Annotated in this window: 8 protein-coding genes; 3 read left to right on the top strand and 5 right to left on the bottom strand. The window is 73.8% G+C overall.

Annotation, left to right across the window (positions count from 1 at the left end; all coding sequences use genetic code 11):
• The first annotated feature begins 111 nt into the window (after positions 1 to 111).
• Positions 112 to 2,781: an alpha-glucan family phosphorylase gene (gene glgP / locus KME66_RS08455; protein WP_216320669.1), complete on the top strand. Its 2,670-nt coding sequence runs from the start codon at positions 112 to 114 to the stop codon at positions 2,779 to 2,781.
• 272 nt (positions 2,782 to 3,053) lie between these two features.
• Here the strand turns inward: glgP and KME66_RS08450 are convergent, their stop codons facing one another.
• Together KME66_RS08450 and KME66_RS08445 are read right to left on the bottom strand one after the other, a co-directional pair.
• Positions 3,054 to 5,093, bottom strand: a complete 2,040-nt coding sequence (locus KME66_RS08450; RefSeq protein ID WP_073214309.1) for a M4 family metallopeptidase — start codon at positions 5,091 to 5,093, stop codon at positions 3,054 to 3,056.
• 541 nt (positions 5,094 to 5,634) lie between these two features.
• Positions 5,635 to 6,225, bottom strand: a complete 591-nt coding sequence (locus tag KME66_RS08445) for a TetR/AcrR family transcriptional regulator (protein WP_216320667.1) — start codon at positions 6,223 to 6,225, stop codon at positions 5,635 to 5,637.
• Positions 6,226 to 6,332: 107 nt separating this feature from the next.
• Between KME66_RS08445 and KME66_RS08440 the strand changes: the two genes are divergently transcribed.
• Entirely contained in the window at positions 6,333 to 7,403 is a 1,071-nt protein-coding gene (locus KME66_RS08440; protein WP_216320665.1) for an NAD(P)/FAD-dependent oxidoreductase, read from the top strand.
• An 82-nt stretch (positions 7,404 to 7,485) separates the two neighbouring features.
• On the opposite strand, the gene KME66_RS08435 is transcribed toward KME66_RS08440, so the two are convergent.
• On the bottom strand, positions 7,486 to 9,420 hold the full coding sequence (locus KME66_RS08435) for an SMI1/KNR4 family protein (RefSeq protein WP_216320663.1): 1,935 nt from the start codon (positions 9,418 to 9,420) through the stop codon (positions 7,486 to 7,488).
• A gap of 179 nt (positions 9,421 to 9,599) precedes the next feature.
• Here KME66_RS08435 and KME66_RS08430 point away from each other — a divergent pair, with 179 nt between their 5' ends.
• A complete protein-coding gene (locus tag KME66_RS08430; RefSeq protein WP_216320648.1) occupies positions 9,600 to 10,313 on the top strand; it encodes a nucleotidyltransferase domain-containing protein in 714 nt (237 codons plus the stop codon).
• 149 nt (positions 10,314 to 10,462) lie between these two features.
• Here KME66_RS08430 and KME66_RS08425 read toward each other — a convergent pair whose 3' ends face one another.
• Both KME66_RS08425 and KME66_RS08420 read right to left on the bottom strand, forming a co-directional pair.
• Positions 10,463 to 12,346, bottom strand: a complete 1,884-nt coding sequence (locus tag KME66_RS08425; protein ID WP_216320645.1) for an ABC transporter ATP-binding protein — start codon at positions 12,344 to 12,346, stop codon at positions 10,463 to 10,465.
• Complete coding sequence (locus KME66_RS08420; protein ID WP_253208261.1) at positions 12,343 to 14,193, bottom strand: ABC transporter ATP-binding protein; 1,851 nt, start codon at positions 14,191 to 14,193, stop codon at positions 12,343 to 12,345. Before KME66_RS08420 ends, KME66_RS08425 begins: the two co-directional genes overlap by 4 nt.
• Positions 14,194 to 14,332: the final 139 nt, after the last annotated feature.

Raw genomic sequence — 14,332 nt, 5'->3', positions numbered from 1 at the left:
CGCGCGCCGTGGCAGCCCGCCACGGCCGGCCGCTACCGTCAGGGGTGACGGAAGGGACGCACACCGTGGTGCGTCCGCTCGGATGCGCAAGTCCCCTGTAAAGGTGGAGCAGTGAAGGCCATTCGTCGATTCACCGTGCGTCCTGTCCTCCCCGAACCCCTTCGACCCCTCCACGACCTCGCGCGCAACCTGCGCTGGTCGTGGCACACCGAGACCCGCGAGCTCTTCCGGGCCGCCGACCCCGAGGGCTGGCGGCCCGCGGACGCCGACCCCGTACGCCTGCTCGGCGCGCTGTCCGCCGGGCGGCTGACCGAACTGGCCGGGGACGCGGAGTACCTCGGCCGCCTCACCGCGGCCTCCGCCGACCTGGCGGAGTATCTGGACGGCCCGCGCTGGTACCAGGAGCAGCGGTCCGCCGGAGCCGAACTCCCCTCCGCCATCGCCTACTTCTCGCCCGAATTCGGGGTCACCGCCGCCCTGCCGCAGTACAGCGGCGGCCTCGGCATCCTGGCCGGCGACCACCTCAAGGCCGCCAGCGACCTTGGCGTCCCGCTCATCGGCGTCGGGCTGCTCTACCGGCACGGCTACTTCCGCCAGACCCTCTCGCGCGAGGGCTGGCAGCAGGAGCACTATCCCGTCCTCGACCCCAACGAACTCCCGCTCGACCTGGTCCGCGAGGCCGACGGAACCCCCGCCCGGGTCGTCCTCGCGCTGCCCGGCGGCCGGTCGCTGCACGCGTGCATCTGGCTGGCCCGGGTCGGCCGCGTACCGCTGCTCCTCCTCGACTCCGACGTCGAGGAGAACGCCCCCGGCGAACGCGACGTCACCGACCGGCTCTACGGTGGCGGCAGCGACCACCGCCTGCTCCAGGAGATGCTGCTCGGCATCGGCGGCGTGCGCGCCGTGCGCACCTGGTGCCGGCTGACCGGCACCCCGGAGCCGGAGGTGTTCCACACCAACGAGGGCCACGCCGGCTTCCTCGGCCTGGAGCGCATCCGCGAACTGGGCACCGCCGGAATGGACTTCGAGGCGGCCCTCGAAGTGGTCCGGGCCGGGACCGTCTTCACCACCCACACCCCGGTGCCCGCCGGCATAGACCGTTTCGACCGGGGGCTCGTCGCCCGCCACTTCGGCGACGAGGGCGAACTGTCCGGCGTACCCGTCGAGAAGATCCTGGCGCTGGGCACCGAGACCTACCCCGGCGGCGCACCCGAGCTGTTCAACATGGCGGTGATGGGCCTGCGGCTCGCCCAGCGCGCCAACGGCGTCTCCACGCTGCACGGGGCGGTCAGCCGGGAGATGTTCTCCGGACTCTGGCCGGGCTTCGACCCCGCCGAGGTGCCCATCACCTCCGTCACCAACGGGGTCCACGCGCCGACCTGGGTCGCCCCCGAGGTGTTCCGGCTCGGCGCGGGCCGGGTCGGCGAGGACCGCGCCCACCAGGTGCTGGCCGGCGGCCCGGTGGCCGACGAGGTCTCCGCGCAGACCGGCACGCCCCGCCGCTGGGACGCGGTGACCGGCATCGGCGACCAGGAGATCTGGGACCTGCGCCGGGACCTGCGCGGCCGGCTCGTCACCGAGGTCCGCCGCCGCCTCTACGCCTCCTGGCGCAGGCGTGGCGCGGGCACCGCCGAACTGGGCTGGATCGACGACGTCCTCGACCCGGACATCCTGACCATCGGCTTCGCCCGCCGCGTCCCGTCGTACAAGCGGCTCACGCTGATGCTCCGCGACCGCGACCGGCTGCGGGGGCTGCTGCTGCACCCGACGCACCCGATCCAGATCGTCGTCGCGGGCAAGGCCCACCCCGCCGACGACGGCGGCAAGCGGCTGGTGCAGGAGCTGGTGCGGTTCGCGGACGACCCGCGCGTGCGCCACCGCATCGTGTTCCTCCCGGACTACGGCATGGGCATGGCGCAGCAGCTCTACCCGGGCTGCGACGTCTGGCTGAACAACCCGCTGCGGCCGCTGGAGGCCTGCGGCACCAGCGGGATGAAGGCGGCGCTGAACGGCTGCCTCAACCTGTCGGTGCGCGACGGCTGGTGGGACGAGTGGTTCGACCCGGACTTCGGCTGGGAGATCCCCACCGCGGACGGCTCCGCGGTCGACGAGGACCGCCGGGACGAACTGGAGTCGAACGCGCTGTACGCCCTGATCGAGGACCGGGTCGCCCCGCGCTTCTACGACCGGGGCGCCGGGGGCCTGCCCGACCGCTGGATCGAGATGGTCCGCTCCACCCTCGTCAGCCTCGGCCCGAAGGTGCTCGCGGGACGGATGGTGCGCGAGTACGTGGAGCGCCTGTACGCCCCCGCCGCCCAGGCCCGCCGGGCGCTGGAGCCCGCGGCGGCGCGGGATCTCGCCGCGTGGAAGGCCAGGGTCCGGGCGGCCTGGCGCGGGGTCTCCGTCGACCACGTGGAGACGGTCACCGGGGACGCCGAGGGCGGCTCGGCGGAGCTGGGGGCCACCCTGGCGCTGCGGGTGCGGATCGCGCTCGGCGGCCTGGAGCCGGACGACGTGGAGGTCCAGGTGGTCGCGGGCCGGGTCGACGCCGGCGACGCCATCGCGGACGCGCAGACCTTCCCGCTGAAGCCGGCGGGCGGTCAGGACCTGGAGGACCGCTGGCTGTACGAGGGCCCGCTCACCCCGGACCGGACGGGACCGTACGGCTACACCGTGCGCGTCCTGCCCGCTCACCGGCTGCTGGCCACCAGCGCCGAACTGGGCCTGGTCGCCCTCCCGACCGAGGCGACGGGGGAGGGCGCCGGCGTCCTGATGCGCTGAGCGCACGCTCCGGTCGGACGTGCGGCGCCGCGCCGCCCGGAGCGCCCCGGCCCGCACGGGAGTCCTGGCCCGCACGGGTGGGCGGGCCGGGTCCCGCCGGACGGCCCACGGCGAACGGCACGGGTCCGCCGGATGTGCCGTGGCGGGCGTCCCGGGCCCCGGTTCCGCCGGACGTCGTCACGGCGAACGGCCCGGTTCTGCCAGGTGCGCCACGGCGAACGGCCCGGGAGGGGGCGAACCCCTCCCGGGCCGTTCGACTGCCGTGAGCCGGATCAGAAGGTGAGCTTGAAGCTGTTGATCCGCCCGGTGTCGTACCGTGCGACGTCCTGGACCCGCAGCTTCCAGACCCCGTTGGCCACCTCGGACGAGGCGTTGACCGTGTAGGTCGCCACCACGTTGTCCGCGGAGTCGCCGGAGGAGGAGTTCTTCAGCCGGTAGGCCGACCCGTCCGGGGCCACCAGGTCGATGACCAGGTCGCCGCGCCAGGTGTGCGTGATGTCCACGCCCACCTTGAGGGTGCTCGGCGCGTTGCCCGCGACACCGGAGACGGTGACCGAGCTGGTGACGGCCGCACCGGCGTCCGGGATGTTCACCGGGGTGGTGTTCTCGAACACCTTGCCGCCCGGGTCGGGGTCGCCGCCGCCGGGGCGGGAGCCGACGTTGACGCCGGCCCAGGCGTGGGCCACGGCCGCGTACTCGGGGCTGGTGGCCCCGTACAGCTCACTGGCGACCGCGAGCGTGCCCGTGCGGGCGGCGGCGTAGTTGGTCGTCGAGGTGAACTTGGTGGTCAGCGCCTTGAACCAGATCTGCAGCGCCTTGTCCCGGCCGATACCGGTCACCGGCAGGCCGTCGGAGGTCGGCGAGTCGTAGTTGACGCCGTTGACGGTCTTGGCACCGCTGCCCTCGGAGAGCAGGTAGAACCAGTGGTTCGCGACGCCCGAGGAGTAGTGGACGTCGACGTTGCCGATGCCCGAGTACCAGTAGTCCTTGGAGGAGCCGTCCTTGGAGGGCTTGTCCATGTAGCGCAGCGGGGTGCCGTTGCCGCGGATGTCGATCTTCTCGCCGACGAGGTAGTCGCCCGGGTCCTCGGCGGTGTCGGAGTAGAACTCCACACCCGCGGCGAAGATGTCGGAGGTGGCCTCGTTGAGGCCGCCGGACTCGCCGCTGTAGACCAGCCGGGCCGTGACCGAGGTCAGGCCGTGCGTCATCTCGTGGGCGGCCACGTCCAGGGAGGTCAGCGGCTTGACGTTGCCGCTGCCGTCGCCGTACGTCATGCAGAAGCAGCTGTCCTGCCAGAACGCGTTGACGTAGTTGTTGCCGTAGTGGACGCGGGAGTACGCGCCGACGCCGTCACCGCGGATGCCGGAGCGGCCGTGCACGTTCTTGTAGTAGTCCCACGTCTCGGCCGCGCCGTAGTGGGCGTCCGCGCCGGCGGTCTCGGCGTTCTGCGGCGTACCGTCGCCCCAGATGTCGTCCGGGCCGGAGAACAGCGTGCCGGTGCCGGAGGTGCCGCGGTTGAGGTTGTACGTCTTGTGGTTGCCGCGCGTGGTGTCGGTCAGGGTGTACGAGGGCGCGGTGCCCAGGGTCACCTGGCCGTTGTACTGCGTGTTGCCCGTGCCGTTGTGGACGGCCTGCCACTCGTAGAGCTTCTCGCCCGAGCCGGCGTCGGTGAGCACGTGCAGCTCGTTCGGGGTGCCGTCGTGCTGGAGGCCGCCGACGACGGTCTCGTAGGCGAGCTGCGGCGAGCCGCCGCCCAGCCAGACCACCTTGCGCGGGGCCTTGTCGGCCTTCTTCGCGTTCGACCCCTCGGCCTTCGCCGCGCCGAGCGCCTGCTTCTCGGCCGCGGCCGGAGCCACGTCGGCGGTCAGGCCGACCGCCTTCAGCTGCGCGGTGGTCGCCCTCGACGCCTTGCTGACGCCCTGGGTCCGGCCGGTGGCGGACTCCTTGACCACGAGGTCGCCGCCGAGGACGGGGAGCCCGTCGAGGGTGCGCTCGTAGCGGGTGTGCGTGGTGCCGTCGCGGTCCTGGACCACGTCACGGACCACGAGCTTCTCGGTGGAACCGAGACCGAGCTCCTTGGCGGTGGCCGCCTTCGTGGCGTTGGCCTCGCTCAGCAGCTCCGCGCGCTGGGCGGGGGAGAGCTTGGCGGGCAGGGCGCCGGGGTCGGCCTTCGTGCCGGCGGTGATGCCGCCGAGCGGGGCCGCGGCGGGGGTGGCGGTCGCGGCGCCGGACGGGACGGCGACGGCGATGAGGGCCGCTGCGGCTATGAGAGCGCCGGTCGCGGTGGCGCGACGGCTGGGCGTGGATCTCACGCGGACTCCTTCTGCGAGGGGGGTACCGGGCGGCCTGGACGGGCCGACCGGACGGTGCAGGCGGTGCGCAGAACGGGGTGAAGAGTGTCAGCCGACGGCCCCTCCTGTCAGGGTCGCGTCAACAACTTGGCCGGAATTCGTTCGTTGCCGGAAAGGTCATGTTCGTTAAGCGGACGTTTCGCCGATCATTGCCGCAGTGTTACCGGGCGTTCTGGAGCCCGGCATTCACAGGGTGGTCACAGGTTTCGTGCCCGGCGGCCACCGGGTCCGCGCGGGCGGGAAACGGTGTGATGACCGCCAGGTGAGACGGTGTCGGATTCTGGCCAGATCCGCGCGCCGGAATGCGCCGGTCCGTCACAGCGCGGTCCCGGCGGGTGCGGAGTGCTCGGGCGCGCGCCGCCCTGCGGGGCGCGGCTCCCGCGCGGTCGCGCCGGCGGGGTGCGGGGTCGCCGGGGCGGGGCCGCCTCCGGGGCGGGTTCGGGGCGCCGGGGCGGGTGTGGTTCGCGGGTGGGTGTGGGGGGCGTCGGGTCGGGCTCGACGCTCAGGTCGTGGCGTCCGGCGGGTACACCGTGTCGAGCAGATCGCGCACGAAGCGGTCCGGGTCGTCGAGCCCCGCTGCCGCGAGGGTGTCCGGCCCGTCCGTCAGGAGATGCGGGACCGCCGCGTGCAGGGCGAGCGTGACGACGGCGGCCCGCGGCGGGGTCACGGGCAGTCCGGCGGTGCGCTGGGCCAGCTCGAACCCCGCGAAGTCGCCGCTCGCCATCGGGTCGAGGATGCCGGAGAGCCAGGGGCGCCGGGTCGCCTCCGCCTGGAGCTCCAGAACCGCGAGGAGGCGGGCGCGCCCCGGCCCCGCGACGTTCTCCAGGAGTGAGCGGAAGAGGGCGACCAACCCCTCGCGGTCCGAGGGGCCCGCGCAGGCGGCCAGGTGTGCGGTGAGCGCGAGGTACTGCTCCAGACAGCGTTCGGCCACCGCGCGCAGGACGGCGTCCCGGGTCGGGAAGTAGTTCTTGGTGGTCCCGGGTGGCACCTCGGCCGTCCGGTCCACGGCCCGGTGCGTCAGCCCGCGCCCGCCGTCCCGGGCCAATACCTCGATCGCCGCGTCCCGCAGCCGGTCCCGCCGGTCCGGATTCACCCGCGCTCCCTCGTCTCCGCCGCTCGTCCTTGCCGATATTACCCCACCCGTGGTACCACAGGTGGGGTGGTTCTTCGGATGAGTCGTACGAGCTTCGGGAGCGCGACATGGCAGGTACGGCGACCGTGGTCGGTGCGGGCATCGGCGGACTGGCGACCGCGAACGGGCTCCGCCGCGCGGGCTGGAGCGTGACGGTGCTGGAGCGCCGCACGGCGCTGGAGCGGTACGGAGCGGCCTTCGGTATCCATCCCACCGCCCAGTCCGCGCTCGAACGCCTCGGCATCGGCGACGCCCTGCGCGAGCACGCCGTGCCGTACCGCGACGCAGGCATCCGCACCCCCGACGGGAAGCCGATCGCCCGGCTCCCGCTGGAACGCATCGAACGCACGGCGGGCCGCCCCGAACTCCTCATCTCCCGGCCGTACTTGCTCGATGCACTGCTGGCCGGCCTGGACACCTTCGGTGACGTACCGGTGAGACTCGGCGAGCGGGTCACCGACGTGGCCGCCCTCGCCGCCGGGCAGGACCTGGTGATCGGTGCCGACGGTATCCGCAGCACGGTCCGCTCCGCGCGCTTCGGCGACCGCAGTGGCCCGCGCCCGGTCGGCACCGTCGCCTGGATCGGCATCGCGGACATGGAGAGCCCCGTGCACGGCGAGACCTGGGGGAGTGGTCGCTTCTTCGGGCTGACCCCGGTCGAGCCGGGCCGCACCAACTGGTACGCCGCCGTCCCCGAGGCCACCACGGCCGACGAGCTGCGCGGCCTCTTCGCCGACTGGCACGACCCGATTCCGCGCGTCCTGGACGCGACCGACCCGGGGACCTGGATCCGCTACGAGATGCGCCACCTGCACCCGGCGCTGCCGTCCTTCGTCTCCACCGGCCCCGGGCCCGTCGCCACGGCTCCCGTCGCCCTGGTCGGGGACGCGGCCCACGCCATGACGCCCAACCTGGGCCAGGGCGCCTGCACGGCGATCCTGGACGCGGACGCGCTGACCCGCGCGCTCGCCGCCGCGCCGCCGGGTCCGGCGGGCGTCGCCGGCGCTCTGCGCGCCTACGATCGCGAACGCCGCCGCAGAGCCCAGCGGACCGCCTTCGCCTCGCGGGCCCTGCACCGCTTCATGAGCACGGAGCACACCCGCCTGCGGGACGCGGCCCTACGGCTGCTGCCGGGGTGACCGGGACCGGGACGGCCCGCCGCCCGGGTGGGGGGTGAGGGGGTGGGGCGCGGCCGCCGAGGGGCCGCGCGCCCCGTGTCCGTCAGTTCGGGCGCCACTCCAACCTGGCCGCGGTGCGCGCTTCCCCGTCCCCCGGCGGCCGGCTCCAGGGGCGGGTGGTGAATGTGTGCAGACGCCCCCGGGTGATCGCGTGTCGCGGAAGCCGGACGCCGAACTCGTCCGCTATCGCCTCCAGCAGCGCCCGTTCCGTCCTGATGGCCGCCTCCGCCCCCTCCCGCTTCTTTCCGGCACCGAAGAAGCGGTCCGGGGCCAGGCCCGGTGGGATCGGGCCGGCCCGCCGCACCTCCCCGTCCGCGCACGTGAAGGTGTACAGCTCCGCACCGCCCCGCGCCACGGAGAGGTGGAAGAACGGGGCCCCGTTCCGGTCCCGCGGTCCGGCCCACACGACCACCGTCCGGGCGTCCGCGCAGGCGGCGACCGGGGACCCGAACTGCTGCGGCGCGAAAAGCGGACCGTCGCAGTCGAAGGCGAAGCTCCAGCGAGCGGCTGCCCGGCCGACCGCGACGAGGGCCCTGTCGTCGAAGACCGAGACCTCCCGCCGCTCCTGGCGCCACCGGCTGCGTGCCTCGAAGGAGGTCATCGGCTCGTCCAGTCCGGTCCCCTTCCCGTCTGCGAGGAGTCCGGGCAGCTCCTGTGGCTCCACTCCTTCGACCAGGACGAACCGGTAGGACGTGTGGGCGCCGGGGGTGGCCTGATCCGCGAGCCAGGCCAGCCCCTCCGGATCGGAGCGGGCCGCATCGCTTTCTCGCCGTGGCTCACCCGGCTGTCCGCCCCTGGGCGCGGACAGCAGCTCGCGGCCCCGCTCCGGGGTCAGCAGAGGTCCGAGCAGAGGATCGGCGAGCCAGCCCAGCGGCGCCAGGTGGTCGGGCCCCAGCGGCTGCCACAGCGGCAGGGCTTCCCGTATCGTCCGCCATGCCTCGTCGGTGTCGCCCCACCGGGCCGACTCCCGGGCCCGGTCGACGGCTTCTCCGAACGGCCCGGCCGCCGTGTACCGGTACGTGCCCGAGCGCACCTGCTCCAGCAGTGTGTGCGCCAGCGCCACCACGTCGTCGCCGGCGCCCCGCAGTCTGTACGTCAGCACGGTGTCGTCCCGGTGCCGGTGCGCCGCGTGCTCGGCGACCAACGGCGGGAGCAGTTCGGGTGCATACCGGGGGTCGGTCACCAACTCCTCGGCGTGCGACAGGTTCGTCCGTCCGAGCAGGCGGTCCATCTGGTCGCGCAGCCCGGCGGCCGCCGGCCGGCCGTACTCCGCCGCCTCCTCCAGCGCCCGCCCGGCCCGTTCCCACTCGCCGCCCAGCGCCTGGATCCGGGCCTGCTCCACCTGGGCGTCGAGCCGCCGCGTCGTGGTGCATGCGAGCTCCGGCTCCCCGTCCGCCGCACGGGCCCGCAAGCGGTGGAACTCCCCGTGCATGGCCCGCATGAACGCGGCGAAGTCAGGGAAGCGCCGGGGTGGTGCGGCCAGCCAGCTCGCCCAGGTGTACACAGCCCACTCGCCGTCCTCGTCCACGTCCCCGGGATCCAGCACCACGCGGGTCGCGTCGGACTGGACGTCGAGCTGGAGCCCGCGGCGCCAGACCGCCACGTCCCGCAGTTCCTCGGGGGAGGGGTCGTCGTCCAGGAACCCCTCGAACATCTCCGCCAGCCCGGACGCGTCACGATGCCAGCAGGCATCCGCGGTTCCCGCGAGCAGGGTGATGAACCCGCCCGCGTGCCGCCACCCGTCGCTGACGGCGAGGAACTCCCGGTACGACGGCGGCAGCCGCCGGCCGAGGCGCTCCTCCAGTGCCGCGATCCGCTCCTCGGACGCCGCCGGAAACCCCAGCCAACGCTCCCGCCGGGCAACCTCGTCCGCCTCGACGGGCGTCACCGTCGCGTCGTCGGCCGGGGTATCCGCCCATTCCCCGCTCCAGTCGCGCAGGAAGGAACTCCAGGAGAACCACGTCGGATGCGTCGTCATGGGCCCGATGCTGCCACCCGCCACTGACAGCGCCCCGCGCCAGCGACAGCGCCACCCGCCACCGACGCCGCCCCGCGTGACTGGCAACGCCCCACGGATGCCCGCGGCCCAGGGCGGCCCGTGGTCCGCGCACGGGGCCGCGCCGCACCATCCGCAGGGCATACGGGCAGAGTGGGCGCATGGATGTACGCGAAGTCGCCCGTGCCCTGGTCCTGGAACGCCACCCCGATGCCCGCGCCGCTTTCCTCGGCGGCAGTGTCCTGACGAGCCGGCGCACCGCCCGGTCCGACCTGGACATCGTCGTCCTGCTCGGCGGCCCGCCCGCCCCGTACCGCGAGAGTCTGCGGTACCGGGACTGGCCGGTGGAGCTGTTCGTGCACACCGAGGATTCCTGGCACGGCTTCGTGACCCCGGAGATCGCCCGGCGGAACTCGGCCCTGCTGTGGATGTGCGCCGACGGGGTGCTGCTGCTCGACACCGACGGGACCGGGGCGCGGCTCGCGGAGACGGCCGGGCGCCTGGCGGCCGCCGGTCCGCCGCCGGTCACCGACACGGAACGCGAGGACGCCCGGTACGCCCTGACGGACCTGCTCGACGACTTCGCCGTCGTCACGGACGCGGGCGAGCGGCTGTTCGTCGTGACCGAACTCGTCCGGCGGACCGGCGAACTGGCCCTGCTGACCCACGGAACGTGGCTCGGCGGCGGCAAGTGGCTGGCCCGCCGCCTCGAAGACGTCGCCCCGGGGCTGCCCGCGCGCCTGGGCGAGGCGGCGCAGGCCGCGCTGGGCGAGGCACCGGAGGGTCTGACCTCGCTGGTCACGGAGGTCCTCGACGCCGCGGGCGGCCCCGTCTGGGAGGGGTACCGCCGCAGCGGACCGCGCCGGACGGCCTGAGCCCTGTGCGGCCGCCGGGCTGTCCGTCCCCTTCGCGGGCCGCCCGGCTGTCTGGCCCCTTCGCGGTCCGCCGGTCCGCCGGTCCGCCGGTCCGCCGGTCCGCCGGTCCGCCGACTCGTCGGCCCCTCGGACCCCCGGCCCGTCTGCCCTCAGCTCAGGCTGTCCCGCCACGTCCGGTGCAGCCCCGCGAACCGCCCTGTCCCACCGATCAGTTCGGCCGGTGCGCCGTCCTCCACGATCCGGCCGTGCTCCATCACCAGCACCCGGTCCGCGATCTCCACGGTCGAGAGCCGGTGGGCGATCACCACCGCCGTGCGGCCGTGCAGCACCGTGTCCATGGCCCGTTGGACCGCGCGCTCGCCGGGGATGTCGAGGGAGCTGGTCGCCTCGTCCAGGATCAGCACCGACGGGTTCGCCAGCAGGGCGCGGGCGAAGGCCACCAACTGCCGCTGGCCCGCCGAGATCCGGCCGCCCCGTTTGCGTACGTCGGTGTCGTAGCCGTCCGGCAGGGCCGCGATGAAGTCGTGCGCGCCGATCGCCTTCGCGGCGTCCTCGATCTCCTCGCGGGTGGCGTCCGGGCGGCCGATCGCGATGTTCTCCGCGACCGTCCCGGAGAACAGGAACGCCTCCTGCGTCACCATCACCACGCCCCGCCGCAGCTCGGCGGTCGACAGGTCGCGCAGATCCGTGCCGTCCAGCAGGACGCGGCCGTCGGTCGGGTCGTAGAAGCGGGCCAGCAGCTTGGCCAGCGTCGACTTGCCCGCCCCCGTGGAGCCGACGACCGCCACCGTCCGGCCCGCCGGGATGCGCAGGTCGAACGCGGGCAGCACCTCGCCGCCCGTACGGTAGGCGAACCGCACCCCGTCGAACACGACCTCCCGGCCCGGGAGATCGCCCGAACGCGGCGGCAGCCCGGCGGGGTGGTCGGTCTCGGGGACGTTCGGCGTCTGGGCCAGCAGGCCGGCGATCTTCGTCAGGGAGGCCGCAGCGGACTCGTAGGAGTTGAGGAACATCCCCAGCCGGTCGATCGGGTCGTACAGCCGGCGCAGATACAGCACCGCCGCCGCCAGCACCCCGAGCGCCAGCGTCCCGTCCGCCACCCGGTAGGCGCCCCACAGCACCATCCCGGCCACCGCCGTGTTGGCGATCAGCCGGGAGCCGACGACGTAGCGGGCCATCTCCAGGATCGCGTCGCCGTTCGACCGCTCGTGGCGGGTGTTCAGCTCCGTGAAGGCGGCGTCGTTGCTCCGCTCCCGGCGGAACGCCTGGACGGGGCGGATGCCGTTCATCGTCTCCGCGAACTTCACGATCACCGCCGCGATCGCCGTCGACCGGGCCGTGAACGCCACGGACGCCCGCCGCCGGTACATCCGCACCATCAGATACAGCGGTACGAAGGAGAGCGTGGCGATCGCGCCGATCCCCAGGTCCAGCCAGAGCAGCACCGCGGCGATCGTCACGAACGAGAGGACCACGCCGATCAGTTCCTGGAGCCCCTCGCTCAGCAGCTCCCGCAGGGACTCGACATCCGTCGTCGAGCGCGAGATCAGCCGGCCCGAGGTGTAGCGCTCGTGGAAGTCGATGCTGAGCGCCTGAGCGTGCCGGAAGATCCGGCCGCGCAGCTCCAGCAGCACGTCCTGGTTGATCCGCGCGGTTGCCCTGATGAAGCCGTACTGGAGCACGCCCGCGCCGGCCGAGCAGAGCGCGTAGCCGAGGGCCACCGCGACCAGCGGCCCGTAGTCGTGATCCCGGAACGCCGGTACACCGGTGTCGATCGCGTACGCCACGAGCAGCGGCCCCGCCTGCATCGCCACCTGCTGCACCACCAGCAGCAGGGCCGCCACCGCGACCCGGCCGCGCATCGGGGCCAGCAGCGAGAACAGCAGCGCCAGGGTCGCCCCGGGCGGCGCGGGCAGGTCGTCCCGGTCGAACGGGTCGCCGGAAGAGGGTGGTTCGGGAGTGGCCGGGTCCTTCTTCCGCAGGCTGTCGTCCCCGGCCGCGGGCAGCGAGGCGTCGTCGGTGGTCGCGGTCATCGGGCACTGCCCTCCTCGGCGGGAACCTGCTCGGCGGGGGCGCCCGTCGGCACCCCGGGGGACGTCCGTCCCGGTACGGGACCGGACTCCGCGCCCGACATCAGCCACGCGTACTCCGCGTTGTCGCGCAGCAGCTCCTGATGCGTGCCGACCGCGGCGATCCGGCCCCCGGACAGCAGCGCCACCCGGTCGGCCAGCATCACGGTCGACGGGCGGTGCGCCACGACCACCGCCGTCGTCCGCGCCAGGACCTCCCGCAGCGCGGCCTCCACCAGCGTCTCCGTGTGTACGTCCAGCGCGGAGAGCGGGTCGTCCAGCACCAGGAAGCGGGGCTCGCCGACCACCGCGCGGGCCAGGGCCAGGCGCTGGCGCTGGCCGCCGGAGAGGCTCAGGCCTTGCTCGCCGACCTCGGTGTCCAACCCCTGCGGCAGGTCGTGCACGAAGTCCGCCTGGGCCACCGACAGCGCCCGGCGCACCTGCGCCTCGTCCGCGTCCGCCGCGCCCATCGTCACGTTCTCGCCGACCGTCGCGGAGAACAGTGTCGGCTCCTCGAACGCCACCGACACCAGCTCCCGCAGCCGCGAGCGCTCCATCGTGGCGATGTCCTCGCCGTCCAGCGTGATCCGCCCGCCGGTCACCTCGTGCAGCCGGGGCACCAGCGCCGTCAGCGTCGTCTTGCCCGACCCCGTGCCCCCGACGAGGGCCAGCGTCTCGCCCGGCCGGATGTGCAGATCGATCCCGGACAGGACGGGCGGGGAGTCCGGGTCCGCGTCCGGGTAGCGGAACGCGACACCCTCGAACACCATCCCCGGCGCGGTGGCCGGCGCGCCCTCGCGTACGGCGACGGCGCCCCGCTCCTCCGCCACGTCCATCACCTCGAAGTACCGGTCGGTGGCCGTCGCCGCCTCCTGGCTCATCGCCAGCAGGAAGCCGATCGACTCCACCGGCCAGCGCAGCGTGAGCGCCGTGGACAGGAACGCCACCAGCGTGCCCGCCGACAGCGTCCCGTCCGCCACCTGGATCGTGCCGAGCACCAGGGCCGCGCCGATCGCCAGCTCGGGGATGGTGGTGATCAGCGCCCAGATCCCGGCGAGCAGCCGGGCCTTGCCCAGTTCCGTGGAACGCAACCGGTGCGACAGCGCCTGGAACGCCCGTGCCTGGCTGCGGTGCCGGCCGAAGCCCTTGACGATGCGGATGCCCAGGACGCTCTCCTCGACGACCGTGGTGAGGTCGCCGACCTGGTCCTGGGCCCGGCGCGCGACCACCGAGTACTTCGTCTCGAACAGCGAGCACAGGACGATCAGCGGCACCGCTGGCGCCAGCAGCACGAGCCCGAGCGTCCAGTCCTGGGCGAACAGAAGGACGAACCCGACGAGGATCGTCGCCGTGTTGACGACCAGGAAGGTCAGGGGGAACGCCAGGAACATCCGCAGCAGCATCAGGTCCGTCGTCCCGCGCGACAGCAGCTGCCCCGAGGCCCAGCGGTCGTGGAACGCGACCGGCAGCCGTTGCAGATGGCGGAAGAGATCCGCCCGCATCGACGCCTCGACCCCGGCCAGCGGCCGCGCCACCAGCCACCGCCGGAACCCGAACAGCAGCGCCTCCGTGATGCCGAGCAGCAGCAGGTACAGCGCCCCCAGCCACACCCCGCCCGGATCGCGGTCGGCGACCGGGCCGTCCACCATCCACTTCAGGACCAGCGGGATCACCAGGCCCAGACAGGACGCCAGGATCGCCACGAAGGCGGCCGTGAACAGGCGCACCCGCACGGGTCGGACATACGGCCACAGGCGCAGGAGGGAGCGCACGGCGGACCGGTCCGTGCGTTCTGCGGGGGTTTCGGGCATCAGGGCCGACCTTACGGTTCACCACTGACAAGCGGCCTCCCTATTTCCGGCCGCCCGCCTGCCCGCCCATGTCTTCGCCGAACCGGGTGCCAAGGACCGTGCCGCGGCCGTCGCCGCCGCCCACGACCGGGGCATCCTC

It is taken from the genome of Streptomyces sp. YPW6 (assembly GCF_018866325.1).
Taxonomy (GTDB): Bacteria; Actinomycetota; Actinomycetes; order Streptomycetales; family Streptomycetaceae; genus Streptomyces.
This window is presented reverse-complemented; position numbering and strand designations above follow the sequence as displayed.